The following is a 20,171-nucleotide window of genomic DNA, read 5'->3' on the forward strand; positions in this document are numbered from 1 at the left end:
TCAAATTTCGAACGGGTCAACCGTTCACTCGAATATATGCAGTTGCGCGTTTAGTCGGCCCCTAGCCAGTGCCGGTTCTAACGCGTAGTGTCAGGAACATAACGGTTCGTGCACCATGCCGCGGCTATCTAGCCGTGTAGGGTTTGCTCAACCGAGACAGTACCCGTCTCTCGGGGCGTCTCAAACACACATCTCCAGAATGTGTGGCCGGCGGTAGGGCTTGGGGGTCCTACCGCTTCAATTTGTGTCGGTCGACTTGGATGTATCCTCAACAGTTTCTTTGGGCCCGTCCCACTCGACCACAGCGACGAGGTTCGTTCCAGGAAGGACTGAGCTCGTGTACGGCGTCATCGTGACGATGCGCACGGGCGGATACTCGGTGAGTGTGTTTCGTAGCAGAGCGATCGCTCCTGCGTCCACGCCACCCAGTGCATAGACCGAAACGATATCCTGGCCGATGCGTCGCAATAGATCGACATGCCGGTCCTTGGCCGAGTACACGTCCGACCACTTCACACCGGTCCACCATCGCCAATACTCGCTGTCGTAAACTCTCCATTCTGCTCCCGCCGGGACTTCGGGCAGAGAATTGACGCGGGGAGTTTCGACCCACGTCCGACCGTCCCAAAACCATGTATTGCCGGTATCGTCCGTGTAGGTGTCAGGAAAGTCCGTCATGCGATGACCTTACCCCGGCGTCTACATCGAGGCGCTATCCTCCCCCCAAAAAAACGGGTCGAACGTCCACCCAACACCGTGCACTGGGCACACGTAAGCTACCTGGAGTCGGTCATCTCCTTTGAAGCTCTCGGGCTCCATCGGGTTGCCGCATTCAGGGCACTCTGGGGCTGATGGTAGTCCGTGCTCGTCAACGTCGTTGTCCATGGGGCGAGAGTTTACGCCGCCTCGTGGAGGAGATCAGCCCCTGTCTCGTATCGCGTACCACCGATGCGCGATCGAGCTATACCTCGTGACCTCATCGTGGTCTCGACCCAGCTCTTCCGCGAGCTTGTATGCTCGCCACCACATGCGCCCAAATTGGCCAGCCTGTGCTGGAGTTGCGGGGCCATCGGCGGGCGCAATTTGCGGGAACCCTTCTGGCGTCTTAGCCCGCCTCCGTCCTGGAGCCGGGAGACCAGCTTGACGACGGGCCATGTTCAGCCATGAATGTTTAGCCGCTAGTGCGTTGTCCCTGGCCCGTTGTATTTCCTCAGCGTAGACAAGTCGCGAGACTGCCACCAGAGCAATTCCTGGCGGGGGAGGTGCGTCAACTTGAGCGACTATCGCGGACGTTAAACGGCCGTCACCGCCTGGGACCATGACCCACAGTCCGACCCGCGGTGGCCAGTCGAGATCCCAGGTGAACGCATAGCCATGATCAGGGTTAGGCGGGGAGTCAACTGTGAGGTCGCGGTAATTAGCGACTATGACGCGGGGCCTGGGCTTGCGAGAGAACCAATTCATAACGGATTTCAGCTTGCAGCTACAGGTAAGGTCCCCATGCGTCCAGCTTCGACTCGAGTGTTGAGTAGAGCATGTTTAGACTTCCGAGCTCAGCATCGCATTCGTCAGACTCGATTGGTGCTTCCTGGTCGCCGCATACACTGGCGAGGTCAACTGCGCCAATTTCAGTGAGTACTTGAGATGTCTCTCTGACAATGGTGTCCATGCTGCTGGGGACATCCATGTCTTCCCAATCGCGAACGACAGTCTGGGCGTTCATGACGAGGGTCTGCTCGTTTAGATAGCAGGTCATGGCTTCTAAGTCGCCGGTAACGTCGTCGCCACCAAAGCTCCAGATGTACCGGCAGTCTGCGGCGCTATCTATCGTCTCGCGCCAATTAGACTCGTATTCAGCCAATACTGAAGCTACCTGGCTTTCGGTAGCTTCACTATTTGTGGGCGCGGGTGTGGACGACTGCGTCGCAACGCCTGACGCTGCCTCGGTTCCTCCTGAGCACCCGTAGAGTCCGAGCGCGAGCAAAAAAATTGGGATCAGGGTGCGACGCATGGTTATGACGCTAGCGTTCAGCACCACTTAGAGAATCCCCCAGTTAGGGTGAGGGGTCGCTTTTGGTCTCCATTTACTCGCCTTTTTGCCGACATTTCATCGCGTACTTTGCTGTACCCCTGAAATATCTATCCCAGGTCAGACCACTAAAGTATGCCAGATTATAGCCAGCATCTATACAGTGGGTTCCGGGTTCAAGTCCCGGGGGGTGCACCACAACACGAACGACGCGAGTCCCTGGCGCTCTCCGCATTAGGAACTCGCGTCGTTTCGTCTCGGTACGTGAGACCGTGCCGCTCTATGCGGCAGCGGGCACGGCAGCTTGCACGAGGTGCCGTGCATAGGCGGGAACCGTGAAAAACGGCAGGAATTCCTCGCCAAGCACGAGATCGCGCAGGAGGTCCGCGGCCTCGGTGTAATGATCACCTGCGCGGCGCGGGAGCGTGGCCAGCACATGGTCGATGCACCACTCCACGCGCTCACGCACAATCGGGATGCCGTCATCCGTGAGAGCACCCTGGTGGATCCAGTGCCAGAGCTGCGAGCGCGAGATCTCGGCGGTCGCAGCATCCTCCATCATGTCGTCGATCGCCGCGGCTCCGACACCGGAGAGCCAGCTCTCGATATAGCGGAGGGCTGCTGACACGTTCTGCGTGATTCCGGACGCCGTCAGCGCACCTCCCGGAACATCGAAGGTGAGGAGGTCCTCCGCCGAGACCCGGACATCGTCGCGCAGCCTGTGCAGCTGGTGGGGCCGGCCATTGAGGACCGCATCGAACTCCTGCCGGGCAACTTCCACAAGCGTGGGATGCGCGACCCAGGTTCCATCGAATCCGGCAGCCGCCTCGCGGCGTTTGTCATCGGCCGTCTGGTCGAGCGCCGTCGCCGTCACGTCCGGCTTGCGCCCGTTCGGGATGAACGCGCTCATCCCGCCAATCGCGTGGGCTCCCCGTCGATGGCACGTGGCGACGAGAAGGTCGGTGTACGCACGCATGAACGGAGCTGTCATACGCACGTCCGCGCGGTCCGGGAGAAGGTGGCACCGCCCGCGATTGCGGAAGTTCTTGATGATGCTGAACAGGTAATCCCAGCGTCCTGCGTTGAGTCCGGCACAGTGGTCGCGAAGCTCGAACAGGATCTCCTCCATCTCGAAGGCCGCGGTGATTGTCTCGATGAGGACCGTTGCACGGATCGTTCCGTGTGGAATAGCGAGCGTCTCTTCGCTGAAGCAGAAGATCTCGTCCCACAATCGCGCCCCGTGGCGGCTCTCGAGCTTGGGGAGGTAGAAGTACGGACCACGACCGCGGGCGATGAGTTCGTGAGCGTTGTGAAAGAGATAAAGCCCGACGTCAACGAGGGAGGCCGACACGGGGGAGACGGCTCCGGTCGGGGTCGTGTAGCGCAGGTGCTTCTCTCTGAGGTGCCAGCCGCGGGGCCGGAACACGATCGTGGGAGTCACCTCTCCGATGCTGTACTGCTTTCCCCGCTCGTCGGTGAAGTCGATGCGGTGCCGAATCGCGTCAGCCAATGTGATCTGGCCCCCGACGATGTTCGACCAGGTCGGGCTGAGAGCGTCCTCGTGGTCGGCGAGCCAGACCTGGGCTCCGGAATTGAGGGCATTCACCGTCATCTTCCTGTCTGTGGGCCCTGTGATCTCAACCCGACGGTCGTGAAGTCCCGGTCCTGCCCCGGCAACCCGCCAGGTCGGGTCATTCCTGATGCCAGCGGTCTCGGGAAGAAAGTCGGGCATGCTGCCCGCGTCGATGCACGCTAGCCGCTCGACGTTCGCGCGCAGCAGCTCGTGCCTGCCGACGGCAAAGCGGTCATGCAGCGCCGTGAGAAAGCTCAGTGCCGCCGGCGTGAGTACCTCATCGAAGCCCGCTTCCATCGGCCCGGTGATCGTGATCCGGTTGTCATATTCGATCGTCATGATGCATCCTCGTTCCCTGATCAGATGAATTGCTCGGACTCCGTTGATCCGGCCAGCGCCAAAGTGGCGCTTGACGGGTTCAACGCAGTGGATACGCGGTCGAAATAGCCGGTGCCGACCTCCGCCTGATGCTTGGTCGCCGTGTAGCCGCGGGACTCGGCGGCGAATTCGGCCTCCTGCAGGTCGACGTACGCTGACATCTGCCTGTCGCGGTAGTCGAGAGCCAGCTCGAACATTCCATGGTTGAGCGAGTGGAAGCCGGCAAGCGTGATGAATTGGAACGCGTAGCCCATTGCCGCCAGCTCCCGTTGAAACGCGGCGATCGTGTCGTCGTCGAGGTGCCGCCTCCAGTTGAAGCTGGGGGAGCAGTTGTATGCAAGCTTCTGGTCGGGGAATTCAGCATGGATGCTCTCGGCGAATCGTCGCGCGAGCTCCAGATCCGGTTCGCTGGACTCGACCCACAGCAGGTCAGCGTACGGAGCGTACGCGTGCCCGCGCGCAATGACCGGATCGATGCCGTTCTGCACCTCGTAGAATCCGTCCGCCGTGCGGGTTCCCGTGAGAAATCTCCGGTCTCGCTCATCGACGTCGCTCGTGAGGAGCGTGGCGGCGAGAGCATCCGTCCGGGCGATGATGATCGAGGGGACCCCAGCGACGTCCGCGGCGAGGCGTGCCGCGTTGAGGGTCCGGATGTGCTGCCCCGTCGGGATGAGAACCTTGCCGCCCATATGGCCGCACTTCTTCTCGCTGGCAAGCTGGTCTTCCCAGTGCACTCCCGCGGCTCCGGCGCCGATCATGGCGTGCATGAGCTCGTAGGCGTTGAGCGGACCGCCGAAGCCGGCTTCGGCATCGGCGACAACGGGAGCCATCCAGTCGCGCGTCGTGCCGCCGGTCTCCGCGTATTCGATTTGAGCCGACCTCAGCAGGGCATTGTTGATGCGTCGGACGACGGCGGGCACCGAGTTGGCGGGATACAGGCTCTGATCGGGGTAGGTCTGCCCCGCAAGGTTGGCGTCGGCGGCAACCTGCCAGCCGGAGAGGTAGATGGCCTCGAGCCCGGCTCGCACCTGCTGCACAGCCTGATTGCCTGTCAGAGCCCCGAGGGCAGAGACCCAGGATGCTTGATCCTCACTGTTGCGCTCGATCAACTCCCAGAGCCGCTGCGCGCCGCGATCCGCGAGCGTCGCCTGTTCGCGTACGGGACCGCGGAGAGCGATGACGTCTTCGGCCGAGTAATCGCGTTGTACGTTCTGCCACCGGGGATTGATGTCCCACTCAGTCTGCAACTCCACGGTCGTCTGCGTCTGCTGTCCGGGTCGCTGGCTGATGTCGTTCATCGTTCGCTCCTTCTCGTCGTGTGAATGCCGATATCTCGAGTGTGGCGTGCATGAATAGCCTTTTTCCGGTCAAAAGGAAGAGAAGAATATGAATATTTCTGTTGCATAGAATGACTAGCAATGTCAGGCTGGGCAGATGACGACAGAATTGCGCCCGGCTGACGGCACCGAGGGAGACGTCGATTCGCTCACGATCGGACGCCGCATCAGAGCGTTGCGTCTTGACCGGGGTATGACCGTCGAGGCGCTGGGCAGCGCCATCGGCCGGGCAGCCTCGCAGATCTCTGTGATCGAGAACGGCAAACGCGAGCTGAAGCTCGTGGAACTGCGCAACCTGGCTCGGGCACTCGGAACCTCACTGGACGGACTGCTGCAGCCAGAGCCGCTGTCACGGCGGGATTCCCTGGAGATCGCCCTCGAGCGTGCGCAGAGAGGTCCGCTGTACCAGTCACTTGATCTGCCGGCCCTGCCCATTCGCAAGGGGTTAAGCGATGCGGCGATTGAGACGATTCTGCGTCTTCACGGCGAGCTCGAGCAGCTGCACACGCAGCGCGCGGCCACGCCGGAAGAGGCACGGCGGGCGAACACTGAGCTTCGGGCGGAACAGCGCAAACGTAACAACTACTACGAAGAGCTCGAGCGCACAGCGGCCGAGCTGCTCACGGCGATCGGGCACAACGGTGGGCCGTTGTCCCAGCGCGCGACGGCCGAACTGTCTGCGCATCTTGGCTTCACCCTGCACTATGTTGCCGATCTTCCCATCACGACACGGAGCATCACCGACCACCGCAATCACCGCATTTATCTGCCGCTCAAGCAGACCGGAACCGATCCGCGATCCGCGCTTCTGCAGGCAATTGCTGCCTACGTTCTGGGCCAGCCCGAACCCCACGATTACGGCGACCTGCTGCGTCAGCGCGTGGAGACGAACTACCTGGCGGGCGCGCTGCTCGTCCCGGAGGCGAGCGCCGTCGATTTCCTCTCGCGTGCGAAGGCCGCGCGCGAGCTCTCGGTCGAAGATCTGCGGGACCATTTCGCCGTCGGCTACGAGACGGCGGCGCACCGATTCACGAACCTCGTCACGCGCCACCTGGACATTCCGGTCCATTTCCTGAAGGTGCACTCCAGTGGCGTCATCTCGAAGGCGTACCAGAACGACGACGTCCAGTTCCCGACCGACCCCCTCGGATCGGTCGAGGGCCAACGTGTGTGCCGCTGGTGGAGTGCGCGTCAGGTGTTCGACGTCGAAGACCGGCTCAGCCCGTACCAGCAGTTCACCGACAAACCCGTGGGGACCTACTGGTGCACGTCCAGCATCCAGTCGACGCCGAATGGTGATTTCTCGGTCAGTGTCGGCACGCAGTTCGCCCACGTGCGCTGGTTCCGGGGCCGTGACACTAAGCGCCGCCTGACGTCGCGTTGCCCCGACCCGTCGTGCTGCCGTGAGCCCGATGCCGGCGTCTCTCGGTACTGGAGCGGACAGGCCCTGCCCAGCGCGCGCCTCAACTCCTCGCTGCTCGCTGCGATGCCAGACGGGTCGACGAGCGGAATCGACAAGGTCGAGGTCTACGAGTTCCTCGATCGCCACGCGAGTGCGCATACGGGGAGCTCGAGCCACGGAGCGTAGGGGAAGGAGCCGGGGCGCTTTGCCCGCCCCGCAACCGAGAGTATCGTCGCCTCTATGACGACCCCGACCACACTCATTCTCCTTGGAGGCAGCGGCGATCTCAGCGCGCGACTGCTCATGCCCGCCCTCGGCCAGCTCATCTCGGAGCGTCCGGAGGTTCGCGTCCGCCTGATCGGGGTCGGTGCCGAGCCGCTGTCGGCGGAAGAGTGGCGTGAACGCGTGAGGGAGTCGTTCGACGCGGCGAAGGCCTCGGGTGAGAGCGTTGATGCGCTCCTGTCCGAGACGACGTACACCTCGGCCGATGTCACAGACGCGGATGCTCTCGCGGAACTGCTCGACGGCGTGGAAGGAGCACCGGCTCTCTACTTTGCCTTGCCACCACGCGTCACCGAGAAGGCGTGCGCAGCCTTGGAATCCGTTTCTCTCCCCGCAGGCACGGTGCTGGCGATGGAGAAGCCGTTCGGGGTGGATGCCGAGTCGGCTCGTCGCCTCACACAGCAACTGCTGCGGCTCGTGCCTGAGGATCAGATACATCGCGTTGACCACTTCCTGGGGCGATCGACGGTGCTCAACCTCCTGGGGCTGCGCTTTGCGAACCGCGTGTTCGAGCCGCTCTGGAACCGTGATCACATCGACAGCGTCTCGATCATCTACGACGAGCAGCTCGGCCTCGAGGGGCGTGCGGGCTACTACGACAACGCTGGCGCCCTCGTCGATATGATCCAGAGCCACCTGCTGCAGGTTCTCTCGATCTTCGCGATGGAACCACCGCATTCAACCGATGCTGTCGACCTCCGCGACGCGAAGACGACAGTGCTTCGCGCCACCCACGTGCGCAACGACGACCCGGTCGGTTCGAGTCACCGTGCGCGGTACACCCGGGGGACCGTGGCGGGGCGCGAGTTTCCCTCGTATGCGGACGAGGACGGTGTTGATCCGACACGGAAGACCGAGACGCTGGCCCAGGTGACGTTCGACATCGATAACTGGCGATGGTCGGGGGTCCCGTTCACTCTGCGGTCGGGAAAAGCAGTCGGGGCGCGCCGTCGCGAGATCATCGTGCACTTCAAACCGGCGCCGCACGTTCCGCTCGGCCTGGTTGGCGGGCGTGAGCCCGATGTGCTCCGCATTGCGCTCGGACCCGACGAAATGTCACTCGAGATCAATGTGAACGGTCCGGGCGACCCGTGGGATCTCGAGCGTGTCGCACTGACGACGACGTTCGGTGACGGGCAGCTTCAGGCGTACGGGGAGGTTCTCGAGAGCCTGCTCACGGGGGACCCGTCACTGTCCGTTCGCGGCGACGCAGCCGAACAGATGTGGCGCATCGTCCAGCCGGTTCTCGACGCCTGGCGCGCGGACGAGGTGCCTCTTGAGGAGTACGAGACGGGATCGGGCGGGCCAGTGGACTGGCCGGAGCTGTAAACGCTCAGGCCCCGCGGGCCTCACTCGCCGTCGTTGGAGCAGGCGAGACGAGGTCGGGGTCGACGTGATCAGGATCGTGGTGCTGGGGATCTGCCCAGGTCGCGATCGTCGTGAGCTCGAGAGCAACTTGGCTCTGCGCGTCGTCGCGGGGAACGGGCCGCATCATGTCCCGAAGGTCTTTCTCGCGCATGCTGGGTGCCTTTTCCTCTGCAGCCTGGGTCGCGACCTCGGGGGCAGACGCAACCTCCGCCACGGTGTCTGGCGCCGTTGAGGCTGACCCCGGCGAACCGAGGACGCTTGAGACGATGTCCTTGGCCAGCAAGATTGTCGACATCGAAGAGAAGATGCCGTCATCTGGAACGCTGTCGGGGTCACGGCGTACGAGCGACCAGGTTCCGTCGGCCCCCATGAACTCCTCAAGCCGGGCATGAACGGCGTCGAAAACCTGCTCTTCGGACAGCCGAGCCGGCAGATCACTCTGAGGATCAGGGATCGCCGGAGGTGCGGGCTGTGCCTTGCGGTGGCGACGGCGTAATCCGAACATGATCACTTCTTCCAGGATTGACTCCAGACGTGAGTTCAGTCTCACGCATGTGCGCCCGGAATTACGCGGGACACGCCGACGTGACACCCCTTCGGGGGGGGGGGGGCAGATCAGGATGCTGGCGGAGACGTCAAAAACTCAAGGTCACCTTGCGCGCCTTGGCCGCCTTCTTCTCGGCCTTCTTCTGAGTCTTGTCCGGCTTGTCAGCATCCGGATCGATCTCGCCGTTCGCGATCTGCCTCTCGGTCTCTGCCTCTTGCGCGACGACCCCGAACGCCAGTGCCACCGAACTCAGCCAGCCGAGCCACAGCAGGGCGAGTCGCCAGTCGCGCTTGCTGTTGCGAGTGGCTTGGAAGAGACTCCAGCCACCGAAAATTGACCCGAGCACCCCGGTGTTGAGGAGGTATTTGCGCATTCGCATCCCTTTCTGCCACGGTCTGTCGTGCTGATCAGCCTAAGCCTACGGCTCTGCAGAGCTGCAATCGAGCACATTCCGCTGACACGCGGCAGGGTTTGTCGCAGGTTCCCGGGGCCGTGTGGAGTGCCCGCTGGTAGTCTGATGACGCGCCCGAGAGCGCAACGGGAAAGGGGACGCATCGTGGGTTCGAGTTCTCGAAAGTCTGCCGGGTTCGATTTTGTCGTCGTGGCAAACCGCCTTCCAGTGGACTCCGTCACCGGCCCGGATGGTTCTCACATGTGGCGCCTCTCGCCTGGCGGACTCGTGACCGCCCTCGAACCGGTGATGCGCGGTGTCGACGGTGCATGGATCGGATGGCCCGGAGCGGCGAATACCGAGATCGATCCCTTCGAGCACGACGGCATCAAGATGGAGCCCGTCGCCCTCAGCGACCTCGACGTCGAGTACTACTACGAGGGGTTCTCGAACGACACGCTCTGGCCCTTGTACCACGACGTGATCGCGCAGCCGACGTATCACCGTGAATGGTGGGATGCGTACCGCACGGTCAACCAGCGTTTCGCCGATCGCGCGATCTCGATCGCTGCACACGGGGCAACGGTCTGGGTGCAGGATTATCAGCTCCAGCTGGTTCCCGGGATGCTGCGTCAGGCGCGCCCCGACCTCACGATCGGCTTCTTCAATCACATTCCGTTTCCGGCCTACGGGCTCTTCGCGCAGCTGCCGTGGCGCAAGCAGATCGTGCGGGGGCTTCTCGGCGCCGACGTCATCGGCTTTCAGCGTGCGGCAGACGCGAGCAATTTTTCCCGCGCTGTGCGGCGGCTTTTCGGCTTCGAGACGAAGGGAACCCGAATCTGGGTTCCCGAGGACTCGTCTCAGGACGAGGTCGCCGGGTCGCCCCCCTCGCGTAAAGGATTGCCCGTGCGACGCGTCGTCGCCCGTCATTTCCCCATCTCCATCGATTCGGCAGCCTATGCGCGGCTTGCCGAGAAGCCCTCGGTCATCGCCCGGGCGAAGCAGATTCGTGAGGACCTCGGGAACCCCCGGACGATCATGCTCGGCGTCGACAGACTCGACTATACGAAAGGGATCAGGCACCGTCTGAAGGCCTACGGCGAGTTGCTGCGTGAGAACCGCATCGACGTTGAGTCCACGACGCTGATCCAGGTGGCCAGCCCCAGCCGCGAACGCGTCGGCACATATATTGCGCTTCGCGACCAGATCGAGCGCACGGTCGGGCGCATCAACGGAGACTTCGGCACGATCGGGCACTCGGCCGTGGTCTACATGCACCACGGGTATCCGCGAGAAGAGATGGTGGCGCTCTATCTCGCATCGGACATCATGCTCGTCACATCGCTGCGAGACGGTATGAACCTCGTCGCGAAAGAGTACGTGGCTGTCCGAGCCGACAACGACGGCATCCTGATCCTCAGCGAGTTCACGGGAGCCGCTGACGACCTCAAGCAGGCGCTGCAGATCAACCCGCACGACATCGACGGTGTGAAAGACACGATGATTCGTGCGATCGAGATGTCCACGGCGGAACGCAGGCGGCGCATGCGAGCGCTGCGCCGCCGTGTTCTCGACAACGACGTGGCCAAATGGTCGGCGGCGTTCCTCGACGAGCTCAAACACAACTCGACAGCACGAAGCACGGCAGCAGACGGAGGTGCATCATGACCGGCGACACTTGTGGTTTCGATGGAGTACCCGGATCCCTTATCGCGGCGCTCCGCCACCTCGCAACGACGCCCCAGCTCACCGTTGCTCTCGATTTCGACGGCGTGCTCGCCCCGCTCGTCGACCGGCCAGGCGAGGCGCGCGGAGACGACCGGAGCCTGCGCGCGATCAGCGATCTCGTGGCGTTGTCGGGAACCACGGTCGTCCTCGTGTCCGGCCGTTCCCTAGACAGCCTGCGCGCCGTCAGTGGGTCGCCTGACAAGGTGCTGCTCGTCGGGTCCCACGGCGCCGAGTACGACCTGGGTGAGGGAAACGCGGGCATCTCGATCACGAACGAAGAGAAGCGCGCGCTGACCGAGCTGAGACGTGCTATGCACGATGTGCTGGAGCGGCATCCGAACGCCCGTCTGGAAGACAAGCCCGCCGGATGTGCCCTGCACACCAGAGGGCTCGCCCCGGATGCTGCCCACGCAGCGCAGCGCGACGCATCACGTACCGTGGGGCAGCGCGTTCCCGGAGTGACGCATCGCGCGGGAAAGGACGTCCTCGAGTTCTCGGTCGTCTCCGCAACGAAGGGCGACGCCATGCAGCGGCTGCGCCTGCACACGAGCGCGACGGCGATGCTCTACGCGGGCGACGATGTGACGGACGAAGACGCGTTCGCCGCACTCGAAATCGGAGATGTGTCCGTCAAGGTCGGGGAGGGGGCGACCGTCGCCGACCACCGCGTGCATGGAACGGTGGAAGTCTCGCAGATGCTGCGCGTGCTCGCGGCAGATCGGCGCAACCACCTGCTCGGTGCATAACGCGCGAGTTTGACGCACGGCATAGACTCAGAACATGTCAGAGTTCGACCTGAAACCACGCAGCCGAGTCGTCACAGACGGCATCGAAGCCACCACCAGCCGCGGTATGCTGCGCGCTGTCGGCATGGGGGACGAAGACTGGGACAAACCCCAGATCGGCATTGCGTCGTCATGGAATGAAATCACTCCGTGCAACCTGTCGCTTGATCGACTCGCGCAGGGTGCAAAAGAGGGGGTCCACTCTGGCGGCGGTTACCCGCTGCAGTTCGGAACCGTGTCGGTGTCTGACGGGATCTCCATGGGGCACGAGGGCATGCACTTCTCCCTCGTTTCTCGCGAGGTCATCGCCGACTCGGTCGAGACCGTCGTCATGGCCGAACGGCTCGACGGAACGGTGCTGCTTGCCGGCTGCGACAAATCGCTGCCCGGGATGCTGATGGCGGCCGCGCGCCTCGATCTTGCCTCGGTCTTCCTCTACGCCGGGTCGATCGCTCCGGGGTGGGTCAAGCTCTCCGACGGCACGGAGAAAGATGTTACGATCATCGACTCGTTCGAGGGCGTCGGTGCCTGCAAGGCCGGAACGATGAGCGAAGAGGACCTCAAGCGTATCGAGTGCGCCATTGCGCCGGGCGAAGGAGCCTGCGGCGGCATGTACACGGCGAACACGATGGCCTCGGTCGCCGAAGCACTCGGTATGAGCCTTCCGGGCTCTGCCGCTCCGCCGTCGGCCGACCGCCGACGCGATTACTTTGCGCACCGCTCGGGCGAAGCCGTCGTCGGCATGCTCCAGAAGGGCATCACCGCACGGGACATCCTGACAAAAAAGGCATTCGAGAACGCCATCGCTGTCGCCATGGCATTCGGCGGATCGACGAATGTGATTCTCCACCTGCTCGCCATTGCGAACGAGGCGGAGGTTGACCTCACCATCGACGACTTCAACCGCATCGGCGACACGGTGCCGCACATCGGTGACCTCAAGCCCTTCGGCCAGTATGTGATGAACGATGTCGACAGGCATGGGGGAGTCCCGGTCGTCATGAAAGCGCTTCTCGATGCCGGGCTCATCCACGGCGACTGCCTCACTGTCACCGGAAAGACTGTCGCTGAGAACCTCGCAGAGATCAGTCCGCCACCGCTTGACGGCACCGTGCTCCACACGCTCGACAACCCGATCCACCCGACGGGCGGACTGACAGTTCTCAAGGGGACGATGGCTCCGGGGGGAGCTGTCGTCAAGACCGCGGGCTTCGACTTCGAGGTGTTCGAGGGCCCCGCACGTGTGTTCGAGAGAGAACGCGCAGCTATGGACGCCCTGACCGAGGGAAAGATCTCAGCCGGCGACGTCATCATTATCCGGTACGAAGGCCCCAAGGGAGGCCCGGGAATGCGAGAGATGCTCGCCATTACGGGCGCGATCAAGGGCGCGGGCCTGGGAAAAGATGTATTACTATTGACAGACGGACGATTCTCAGGCGGCACAACCGGCCTGTGCATCGGCCATATAGCTCCCGAAGCGGTGGACGCTGGTCCCATCGCCTTCGTGCGCGATGGTGATCTGATACGGGTCGATATCGCAGCTCGCACACTCGATCTACTGGTCGACGATGCAGAGCTCGCCGCCCGCCGTGAAGGCTGGGCGCCGCTTCCTCCCCGCTACACCCGCGGCGTTCTCGCAAAATACTCCAAGCTCGTACGCTCTGCGTCAGAGGGCGCCGTCACGGGGTAGACACTTCTTTCTGCCGTCGAATCTTCAAGGACACACATCGTTATGCCACGAGACCCACAACCGACTCCGCCCACTCCGACCCCGACCCCATCACCGTCGCTCGGCTCGCAGCCCGAACAGCTCACGGGGGCTGAAGCCGTCGTTCGCACGCTCGAGCTTCTGGGCGTCGACGACATCTTCGGCCTGCCGGGAGGGACGATCCTTCCCGTCTACGACCCGCTGATGGACTCGACGAAGCTGCGGCACATTCTGGTCCGCCACGAGCAGGGGGCCGGGCACGCCGCACAGGGGTATGCGTCGGCCAGCGGGCGTGTCGGGGTCTGCATCGCGACGTCCGGGCCGGGAGCGACCAACCTTGTGACGGCCATCGCCGACGCGCACATGGACTCGGTGCCGATGCTCGCGATCACCGGTCAGGTGTTCTCGACACTCATGGGGACCGACGCGTTCCAGGAGGCCGACATCGTGGGAATCACGATGCCGATCACCAAGCACTCGTTCCTCGTCCGGCGTGCAGCCGATATTCCCTCGGCGATCGCGTCGGCCTACCACATCGCATCTACGGGACGACCCGGCCCCGTGCTCGTGGACATCACGAAAGATGCGCAGCAGGAGCTCGCGCCGTTCTCCTGGCCGCCGAAGATCGACTTGCCGGGCTACCGGCCCGTGACTAAGGCGCACGGCAAGCAGATCCAAGCGGCGGCGCAGATGCTTGTCGATGCCAAGAAGCCTGTCTTCTACGTCGGAGGCGGAGTCGTCCGTGCCCGGGCCGCCGAGGAGCTTCGCGCGCTCGCCGACGCGACGGGCGCTCCGATCGTGACAACGCTGATGGCCCGCGGAGCCTTCCCCGACTCTCACGAGCAGAATCTGGGAATGCCGGGAATGCACGGGACGGTTCCCGCCGTCCTCGCGCTGCAGGACTCAGACCTCATCGTGTCGCTCGGAGCACGCTTCGACGATCGTGTGACAGGAAAGACAAGCGAGTTCGCGCCCAACGCCAAGATCGTTCACGTCGACGTCGACCCCGCGGAGATCTCGAAGATCCGCATGGCCGACGTTCCCATCGTCGGCGATGCCAAAGACGTCATCGTCGATCTCACGTCCGCCTTCGCACAGGCAAACCGTGCGGGTGACGCCGATTACGCTGAATGGTGGCGTTACCTCGACGGCCTGCGCGAGCAGTTCCCACTGGGATACGCGCCGACCACGGACGGACTGCTGTCGCCGCAGCAGATCATTAAACGCATCGGCGAGCTCACCGGTCCCGAGGGCGTTTACGTGGCCGGCGTCGGCCAGCACCAGATGTGGGCGGCGCAGTTCATCGCCTATGAGCGTCCGAACGCCTGGCTGAACTCCGGAGGCGCGGGCACCATGGGGTACTCCGTGCCCGCAGCGATGGGGGCAAAGGTCGCCGAGCCAGATCGACCGGTCTGGTCGATCGACGGCGACGGATGCTTCCAGATGACGAACCAAGAGCTCGCGACGTGCACGATCAACAAGATTCCCATCAAGGTGGCGATCATCAATAATTCGTCACTGGGCATGGTCAAACAGTGGCAGACGCTCTTCTACGACGGACGCTACTCGAACACCGAGCTCGACACCGGCCACGATTCAGTGCATGTGCCCGATTTCGTGAAGCTTGCTGACGCATACGGGTGTCTCGGCATCCGCGTGACGAAGGAGGAAGAGATCGATGACGCGATCAAGCTCGCCCTCGAGACGAACGATCGCCCTGTCGTCATTGACTTTGTCGTCAGCAAGGACGCCATGGTGTGGCCCATGGTGCCCCAGGGCGTGAGCAACAGCTACGTGCAATACGCCCGAGACCACAGCCCAGCGTTTGATGAGGAGGCCTGAAAATGACGACCCATGTTCTGAGTCTTCTCGTCGAAGACAAACCAGGTCTGCTGACACGCGTTGCCGGGCTCTTCGCTCGCCGCGGATTCAACATCGAGTCTCTCGCCGTCGGAGCGAGCGAGGTCGACGGGCTCTCGCGCATCACGGTTGTCGTTGACGTCGAGTCGCAGCCGCTTGAGCAGGTTACGAAGCAGCTCAACAAGCTTGTCAACGTCATCAAGATTGTCGAGCTCGATCCCGCGCAGTCTGTGCAGCGAGAGCATCTGCTGATCAAGGTGAAGGTCGACAACGTCACGCGCTCGCAAGTGCTTGAGGCCGTCAATCTCTTCCGTGCCCGCGTCGTCGACGTGGCGACCGACGCGCTCGTCATCGAGGTGACGGGTGATTCGGGGAAGACGAATGCGCTCCTACGCGTCCTTGAGCCGTTCGGCATCAAGGAGCTTGCGCAGTCGGGACTGCTCGCCATCGGACGCGGACCGAAATCCATTACGGAACGCGTCTTCAAGAACTGACCAAGGCGAGGGGCTGCGTCTGCAGGCTCCGCCGTCACGAATGTCGAATAAATAAGGAGAACTCATACTGTGACTGAGATTGTCTACGATCAGGACGCCGACCTGTCGATTGTTCAGGGGAAGAAAGTTGCCGTCGTCGGCTACGGCTCGCAGGGTCACGCGCACGCACTCAACCTGCGAGACTCCGGCGTCGAGGTCGTCATCGGCCTCAAGGATGGCTCGAAGTCGATCGCGAAGGCCGAAGAGCAGGGCTTCACAGTGAAGACCGTGGCCGAGGCATCCGCCTGGGCTGACGTGATCGTCATCCTGGCTCCCGACCAGTACCAGCGGACGATCTACGCTGAGTCGATTAAGGACCAGCTGACCGACGGCAAAGCACTCGTCTTCGGCCACGGGTTCAACATCCGCTACGGCTACATCGAGGCACCAGACGGCGTTGATGTCGTAATGGTCGCGCCCAAGGGCCCGGGCCACACCGTACGCCGTGAGTTCGAGGCGGGACGCGGCGTTCCGGTGATCGTCGCCGTCGAGAAGGATGCGTCGGGAAGCGCCTGGGATCTTGCATGGTCCTACGCCAAGGGCATCGGCGGCCTCCGCGCCGGCGGTATCAAGACCACGTTCACCGAGGAGACCGAGACCGACCTGTTCGGCGAGCAGAGCGTGCTGTGCGGCGGTATGTCCCAGCTGGTGCAGTACGGCTTCGAGACGCTCACCGAAGCGGGATACCAGCCGCAGATCGCCTACTTCGAGGTGCTGCACGAGCTCAAGCTCATCGTGGACCTCATGTGGGAGGGCGGCATCGCCAAGCAGCGGTGGAGCATCTCCGACACGGCCGAGTACGGTGACTATGTCTCTGGCCCGCGGGTGATCGACCCGCACGTCAAGGAGAACATGAAGGCCGTGCTGGCCGACATCCAGGACGGCTCTTTCGCGAAGCGCTTCATCGACGACCAGGACAACGGCCAGAAGGAATTCCTCGAACTGCGCAAGAAGGGCGAGGAGCACCCCATCGAGGCGACCGGACGCGAACTGCGCAAGCTCTTCGCATGGAACGCATCGAGCGATGACGACTACACGGACGGTTCTGTCGCCCGATAGTCAGTCACATCACCGTCAACGGCCCCGTCGCTTTCGCGGCGGGGCCGTTCCGTCATTCCGTGGGCGTCTATTCCTGGCGGTTGGCGCTCACGAGGATTCCGCGTTGAGTCAGCAGCCCGCCCACGGCTTGGTCGACCTCGGCGAAGACATCATTCGCGCGCGACACACCGATGACGCCTCCCATGGCGCCTGATCCGGTCTCGCGCATCAGACGTGCCAAGAGTTGGCCATTGTGGTCATAGAAGTACAGCAAGAAGGTGAACCGCTGCTTCTTTCCCGCGAGCGCGCCCAGCCACATGGTGGCCTTCTTGCTTCCCCGCGCAACGACCCATCTGCCGCTCGGTTCAACCTCGACACCGAACCCCTGCGACGCCAGCGCCTCCTGAATCACTGCCTTCGCCTGCTCCGGGTCGCCGGAGATGATGTAGTCAATTGTGGTAGCCACGTGGCTGTCCTTTCGTCGAGCTGTGTCGGTCGTTAGCGTACTGTCGTCGGCGCAGACGGGGAATGGGCAGGCCTCCCCGTGCGACCCTTCCGAGTCGGCACGGGTACTCTGGAGCCATGAGCCGCGACGGTGACGAAGACCCTCTCAGCTGGGCCGGAGACGACGACCCCACGCTGCAGCCTGGCGATGACGTCAAATCTACGACGCCCAAGCCGCCGCCCGCGTCGCCGACGAGTGCCGACGACGGCCCGTCCCGTGACCAGGCCCAGCCCCGGTCGGCGATGCTCATCGCTCTGGGCATCTTCGGCGGCATCTACCTGCTCTACACGGTTGGGTGGGCGCTCAACATCGGTCGCGACACCTACACGGTCGCCTCGCCGATCGATCAGGTGATGTACACCGCAGGGCTGTGGCTCGCCACGGCCGCCGCGCCCCTCTGGTTCGCCGCTGCTCTCTGGTTTACACGCGGCCACGCAAAGTCCCGGATTATCTGGCTCGTGCTCGGCGCACTCGTGCTGATCCCCTGGCCATTCGTGATCGGAGGCCTGTGATGACGGACTCGACCCCGGCACGCGAACGGTACCGCCAATGGCCGGCGCTCGCCCTCGGCATCCTCTTCGGGCTCTTCTACGCTTACGACCTCTGGGAGGCCGTCGGCAACATCCTCACGCTTGCTGGCGTCGCCTCACAGCTCGGCATCGCCCTGACGGGCGCCGCCTGGGCGATCCTGGTCGTCAGCGTCGTCCTGCCCATCGCGATCTTCGTCGTGGCGATCCTGCTCGGGCGCTCACGTGGGTACCTGGCTCAAGCGCTGTTCTACGTCTGCGGACTCGCGGTGTCTGCGGCCACCTATCTGAGCCTCGTCTCGGCGATCAGCTTCGCATAACGTCACAATAATCCTGCGTCCACTAAACTACTGACGCATCTTCGTCTCACCGCTGCGGCGTCGATCTCTCATCCGCCGAACCCGTAAGGATATGCCTGTGTCACAACCGGTCGTGCTGATCGCCGAAGAACTCTCACCCGCAACAGTCGATGCTCTTGGGCCCGACTTCGAGATCAGAAAGGTCGATGGCACCGATCGCCCGTCGCTCTTCGACGCGCTCGCTGATGCCGATGCCGTTCTCATTCGCTCGGCGACGAAGATGGATGCCGAGGCGCTCTCGCATGCACCGAAGCTCAAAGTCATTGCACGGGCTGGCGTCGGTCTCGACAACGTTGACATCGCGGCAGCCACGGAAGCCGGAACCATGGTCGTGAACGCACCGACCTCGAACATCATCTCGGCGGCCGAGCTCACCGTCGGCCATATCCTCAGCCTCGCGCGTCACATTCCCGCGGCAAACGACTCACTGTCTGGCGGCGCCTGGAAGCGTTCGTCGTACACGGGTGTCGAACTGTACGAGAAGACTGTCGGCATCATCGGCCTCGGCCGCATCGGCGCCCTGATCACGGCTCGTCTTCAGGCCTTCGGCGTTTCCGTGATCGCGTACGACCCGTACGTCACCAGCGCGCGCGCTCAGCAGCTCGGCGTGCAGCTCGTCACACTCGATGAGCTCCTCGAGCAGTCCGATTTCGTCACGATTCACATGCCGAAGACGCCGGAGACCACCGGCATGATCGGCACTGCCGAGTTCGCGAAGATGAAGTCGAGCGCGTTCATCATCAACGTCGCCCGCGGCGGGCTGATCGATGAGGACGCACTCTTCGAAGCTCTGTCAGCGCGCACGATCGCGGGTGCGGCCATCGACGTGTTCGTCTCAGAGCCGCCCACCGATTCGAAGCTTCTGACCCTTGACAACATCGTCGTCACTCCGCACCTTGGCGCGTCGACAGGAGAGGCACAGGAGAAGGCCGGAGTGTCGGTGGCGAAGTCCGTCCGCCTTGCCCTCGACGGCGAGCTCGTGCCCGACGCTGTGAACGTCGCCGGCGGAGTGATCGACCCGTATGTCCGCCCGGGGATCCCGCTCGTCGAGAAACTCGGCCAGGTCTTCTCCGGCATCACCCACTCGCCGCTCACCAGCGTCGACATCGAGGTGCACGGCGAACTCAACGACTACGACGTGAGCGTGTACAAGCTCGCGGCGCTCAAGGGGATCTTCACCAACATCGTCAGCGAGAGCGTGTCGTACGTCAACGCGCCGCTTTTGGCTGAACAGCGTGGCATCGAGGTGCGCCAGATCACGGATGCTGTCAGCGAGGAGTACCGCAACGTCATTACGATTCGCGGCGCTTTGAGCGACGGCTCGCAGATCTCGGTTTCGGGAACCCTCACGGGAACCAAGCAGACCGAGAAGATCGTGAACATCAACGGTTACGACGTCGAGGTTCCCATCGAGAATCATCACGTCGTGATCCTCTACACCGATCGGCCGGGCATCGTCGCCGTCTATGGCCAGCAGCTCGGCGAGGCCGATGTCAACATCGCGAACATGCAGATTGCTCGGCACGAGGCGGGCGGCCAGGCACTCAGCGTGCTCACGATCGACTCGCCGGCTCCTGATGGTGTGCTCGATCGAATTGCCGAGGCGACAGCGGCGACGCTCGTGCGCGAGATCGACATCACCAACTGACGGGCATCCCGGCCGGAGAACGGTCACGGCCAGACAGCGGGCGGCGGGCTCCACGTCACGAGCACGAACCCTGCCGGGGGTGAGCTCGTCTACCCAAACTCCACGGTCACCGTGAACGTCTCCCTCGGCCCGAAACCCGAAAAGCTGCCATCGCTGGCCGCCGTGTCGTTCGA

The 20,171-nt window shown here is 63.2% G+C and carries 18 protein-coding genes; 11 read left to right on the forward strand and 7 right to left on the reverse strand.

Annotated features, from left to right (window positions below; translation table 11 throughout):
• Nucleotides 1-237: 237 nt before the first annotated feature.
• The 4 genes from OK352_RS08075 to aceA all read right to left on the reverse strand — a co-directional run bounded on the left by OK352_RS08075 (nt 238) and on the right by aceA (nt 5,278).
• Entirely contained in the window at nt 238-678 is a 441-nt protein-coding gene (locus OK352_RS08075; RefSeq protein ID WP_265140956.1) for a hypothetical protein, read from the reverse strand.
• An 805-nt stretch (nt 679-1,483) separates the two neighbouring features.
• Nucleotides 1,484-2,011 (reverse strand): hypothetical protein, encoded by a 528-nt coding sequence (locus tag OK352_RS08080; RefSeq protein WP_265140957.1) that lies wholly within the window; start codon nt 2,009-2,011, stop codon nt 1,484-1,486.
• A 298-nt stretch (nt 2,012-2,309) separates the two neighbouring features.
• Nucleotides 2,310-3,941, reverse strand: coding sequence for a malate synthase A (gene aceB, locus OK352_RS08085; protein WP_265140958.1), 1,632 nt, complete (start codon nt 3,939-3,941; stop codon nt 2,310-2,312).
• Nucleotides 3,942-3,961: 20 nt separating this feature from the next.
• Nucleotides 3,962-5,278, reverse strand: a complete 1,317-nt coding sequence (gene aceA, locus OK352_RS08090) for an isocitrate lyase (RefSeq protein WP_265140959.1) — start codon at nt 5,276-5,278, stop codon at nt 3,962-3,964.
• Nucleotides 5,279-5,414: 136 nt separating this feature from the next.
• Here aceA and OK352_RS08095 point away from each other — a divergent pair, with 136 nt between their 5' ends.
• The gene (locus OK352_RS08095; protein ID WP_265140960.1) at nt 5,415-6,905 is read left to right on the forward strand and encodes an XRE family transcriptional regulator; all 1,491 of its coding nucleotides are present in this window, start codon (nt 5,415-5,417) and stop codon (nt 6,903-6,905) included.
• Between the two features lie 54 nt (nt 6,906-6,959).
• On the forward strand, nt 6,960-8,330 hold the full coding sequence (locus tag OK352_RS08100; protein ID WP_265140961.1) for a glucose-6-phosphate dehydrogenase: 1,371 nt from the start codon (nt 6,960-6,962) through the stop codon (nt 8,328-8,330).
• Nucleotides 8,331-8,334: 4 nt separating this feature from the next.
• Here OK352_RS08100 and OK352_RS08105 read toward each other — a convergent pair whose 3' ends face one another.
• Together OK352_RS08105 and OK352_RS08110 are read right to left on the reverse strand one after the other, a co-directional pair.
• Nucleotides 8,335-8,874 (reverse strand): hypothetical protein, encoded by a 540-nt coding sequence (locus OK352_RS08105; RefSeq protein ID WP_265140962.1) that lies wholly within the window; start codon nt 8,872-8,874, stop codon nt 8,335-8,337.
• A gap of 130 nt (nt 8,875-9,004) precedes the next feature.
• Complete coding sequence (locus OK352_RS08110) at nt 9,005-9,289, reverse strand: hypothetical protein (RefSeq protein WP_265140963.1); 285 nt, start codon at nt 9,287-9,289, stop codon at nt 9,005-9,007.
• A gap of 144 nt (nt 9,290-9,433) precedes the next feature.
• Between OK352_RS08110 and OK352_RS08115 the strand changes: the two genes are divergently transcribed.
• The 6 genes from OK352_RS08115 (at nt 9,434) to ilvC (ending at nt 16,980) form a co-directional block, all read left to right on the forward strand.
• The gene (locus OK352_RS08115; protein ID WP_372338088.1) at nt 9,434-10,975 is read left to right on the forward strand and encodes an alpha,alpha-trehalose-phosphate synthase (UDP-forming); all 1,542 of its coding nucleotides are present in this window, start codon (nt 9,434-9,436) and stop codon (nt 10,973-10,975) included.
• Entirely contained in the window at nt 10,972-11,781 is an 810-nt protein-coding gene (gene otsB / locus OK352_RS08120; RefSeq protein ID WP_265140965.1) for a trehalose-phosphatase, read from the forward strand. Before OK352_RS08115 ends, otsB begins: the two co-directional genes overlap by 4 nt.
• A gap of 34 nt (nt 11,782-11,815) precedes the next feature.
• Nucleotides 11,816-13,510, forward strand: a complete 1,695-nt coding sequence (gene ilvD / locus OK352_RS08125) for a dihydroxy-acid dehydratase (protein ID WP_265140966.1) — start codon at nt 11,816-11,818, stop codon at nt 13,508-13,510.
• Between the two features lie 42 nt (nt 13,511-13,552).
• Nucleotides 13,553-15,370, forward strand: coding sequence for an acetolactate synthase large subunit (locus OK352_RS08130; protein WP_265140967.1), 1,818 nt, complete (start codon nt 13,553-13,555; stop codon nt 15,368-15,370).
• Nucleotides 15,371-15,372: 2 nt separating this feature from the next.
• Nucleotides 15,373-15,882 (forward strand): acetolactate synthase small subunit, encoded by a 510-nt coding sequence (gene ilvN / locus OK352_RS08135; RefSeq protein ID WP_265140968.1) that lies wholly within the window; start codon nt 15,373-15,375, stop codon nt 15,880-15,882.
• 69 nt (nt 15,883-15,951) lie between these two features.
• Nucleotides 15,952-16,980, forward strand: coding sequence for a ketol-acid reductoisomerase (ilvC, locus tag OK352_RS08140; protein ID WP_265140969.1), 1,029 nt, complete (start codon nt 15,952-15,954; stop codon nt 16,978-16,980).
• Between the two features lie 67 nt (nt 16,981-17,047).
• Here ilvC and OK352_RS08145 read toward each other — a convergent pair whose 3' ends face one another.
• A complete protein-coding gene (locus OK352_RS08145; protein WP_265140970.1) occupies nt 17,048-17,425 on the reverse strand; it encodes a hypothetical protein in 378 nt (125 codons plus the stop codon).
• A 116-nt stretch (nt 17,426-17,541) separates the two neighbouring features.
• On the opposite strand from OK352_RS08145, the gene OK352_RS08150 reads away from it, so the two are divergent.
• The 3 genes from OK352_RS08150 (at nt 17,542) to serA (ending at nt 19,998) form a co-directional block, all read left to right on the forward strand.
• Nucleotides 17,542-17,976 carry a hypothetical protein gene (locus tag OK352_RS08150; RefSeq protein ID WP_265140971.1) on the forward strand — a complete coding sequence of 145 codons (435 nt, stop codon included), beginning with the start codon at nt 17,542-17,544 and terminating at the stop codon, nt 17,974-17,976.
• Nucleotides 17,976-18,311: a hypothetical protein gene (locus tag OK352_RS08155; protein WP_265140972.1), complete on the forward strand. Its 336-nt coding sequence runs from the start codon at nt 17,976-17,978 to the stop codon at nt 18,309-18,311. Before OK352_RS08150 ends, OK352_RS08155 begins: the two co-directional genes overlap by 1 nt.
• Nucleotides 18,312-18,408: 97 nt before the next feature.
• The gene (serA, locus tag OK352_RS08160) at nt 18,409-19,998 is read left to right on the forward strand and encodes a phosphoglycerate dehydrogenase (RefSeq protein ID WP_265140973.1); all 1,590 of its coding nucleotides are present in this window, start codon (nt 18,409-18,411) and stop codon (nt 19,996-19,998) included.
• Nucleotides 19,999-20,171: the final 173 nt, after the last annotated feature.

The organism is Microbacterium sp. MPKO10, assembly GCF_026107415.2.
In the GTDB taxonomy this organism is placed as follows: Bacteria; Actinomycetota; Actinomycetes; order Actinomycetales; family Microbacteriaceae; genus Paramicrobacterium.

What these genes read in the sequence shown, in the direction of transcription:
- OK352_RS08075 (WP_265140956.1), bottom strand. Translation starts at nt 678, where the DNA reads ATGACGGACTTTCCTGACACCTACACGGACGATACCGGCAATACATGG.
- OK352_RS08080 (WP_265140957.1), bottom strand. Translation starts at nt 2,011, where the DNA reads ATGCGTCGCACCCTGATCCCAATTTTTTTGCTCGCGCTCGGACTCTAC.
- aceB (WP_265140958.1), bottom strand. Translation starts at nt 3,941, where the DNA reads ATGACGATCGAATATGACAACCGGATCACGATCACCGGGCCGATGGAA.
- aceA (WP_265140959.1), bottom strand. Translation starts at nt 5,278, where the DNA reads ATGAACGACATCAGCCAGCGACCCGGACAGCAGACGCAGACGACCGTG.
- OK352_RS08095 (WP_265140960.1), top strand. Translation starts at nt 5,415, where the DNA reads ATGACGACAGAATTGCGCCCGGCTGACGGCACCGAGGGAGACGTCGAT.
- OK352_RS08100 (WP_265140961.1), top strand. Translation starts at nt 6,960, where the DNA reads ATGACGACCCCGACCACACTCATTCTCCTTGGAGGCAGCGGCGATCTC.
- OK352_RS08105 (WP_265140962.1), bottom strand. Translation starts at nt 8,874, where the DNA reads ATGTTCGGATTACGCCGTCGCCACCGCAAGGCACAGCCCGCACCTCCG.
- OK352_RS08110 (WP_265140963.1), bottom strand. Translation starts at nt 9,289, where the DNA reads ATGCGCAAATACCTCCTCAACACCGGGGTGCTCGGGTCAATTTTCGGT.
- OK352_RS08115 (WP_372338088.1), top strand. Translation starts at nt 9,434, where the DNA reads ATGACGCGCCCGAGAGCGCAACGGGAAAGGGGACGCATCGTGGGTTCG.
- otsB (WP_265140965.1), top strand. Translation starts at nt 10,972, where the DNA reads ATGACCGGCGACACTTGTGGTTTCGATGGAGTACCCGGATCCCTTATC.
- ilvD (WP_265140966.1), top strand. Translation starts at nt 11,816, where the DNA reads ATGTCAGAGTTCGACCTGAAACCACGCAGCCGAGTCGTCACAGACGGC.
- OK352_RS08130 (WP_265140967.1), top strand. Translation starts at nt 13,553, where the DNA reads ATGCCACGAGACCCACAACCGACTCCGCCCACTCCGACCCCGACCCCA.
- ilvN (WP_265140968.1), top strand. Translation starts at nt 15,373, where the DNA reads ATGACGACCCATGTTCTGAGTCTTCTCGTCGAAGACAAACCAGGTCTG.
- OK352_RS08150 (WP_265140971.1), top strand. Translation starts at nt 17,542, where the DNA reads ATGAGCCGCGACGGTGACGAAGACCCTCTCAGCTGGGCCGGAGACGAC.
- OK352_RS08155 (WP_265140972.1), top strand. Translation starts at nt 17,976, where the DNA reads ATGACGGACTCGACCCCGGCACGCGAACGGTACCGCCAATGGCCGGCG.